Raw genomic sequence first — 733 nt, 5'->3', positions numbered from 1 at the left:
GTACGACATCTCGGTCGAAAAGTTTCTTGCCATCAGTAATGATGTAGTGGAACTCATCTTCACCAATAAAACCTTTTGGGGCTTTATAAGTTACTTTTCCATTGGCGATTTTAAGTTCTGCACCCTGTGCTGAATATTTATCAACCTTATGGATAGAAATAGTGTCGCCATTCGCGTCAAAGTCATTTTTGAGCACATCTAAGCCAGTCGTGCTGTCTCGTTTTACGCTGAAATGGTCGATTTTAGCCGATGGAGGCAAAGGGTAGTCGGCAAGCCCAACCAAATTTCTTCTCAAACGGTTATTTTTATAACGTGTAAAGTTGATGTCATCAACATGAGCAGCGCCACCTTGAATACCTTCACCTTCAGCCGAGGTACTATGGCCTGTGCCTAAGTAGTGTGCGGTTTCATGTAATACAACGCCGTCTGCACCGATGATGTCACCAGGAGAGCGAACAATACTTCCGAAGTTTACGCCTAGAATCCAGTTGCCTTTCAGCCACAGCATTCTATGTTTGAGATCCCAACCTCGCGTTTTTCTTTGCTCATCCCACCATTTTATAGCAGCAACTCGAATAGGTTCATTCTCATGTTGGTAACCCCACGCCTTACAAGCGTCATGAGAAGCACTTTTTTTACAAGTTTGGTAATGGTCGTCCAGATAGCCCCACGTTTCGATCAACACATCATTGACAGAAAAACGCAACAAAGCATCTCGGCTCAACACATAGTC

1 protein-coding gene is annotated in these 733 nt (G+C 43.9%); it reads right to left on the bottom strand.

Annotated features, from left to right (window positions below; translation table 11 throughout):
- On the bottom strand, nucleotides 1-733 hold a 733-nt coding region (locus AB4496_RS22195), incomplete at both ends, for an Ig-like domain-containing protein (protein ID WP_372131984.1).

The organism is Vibrio sp. 10N.222.46.A1 (assembly GCF_041473595.1).
GTDB classification, from domain to species: Bacteria; Pseudomonadota; Gammaproteobacteria; order Enterobacterales; family Vibrionaceae; genus Vibrio; species Vibrio tasmaniensis_A.
Note: the sequence above shows the minus strand (reverse complement) of the source record. Positions and strands in the feature narration are given on the sequence as shown.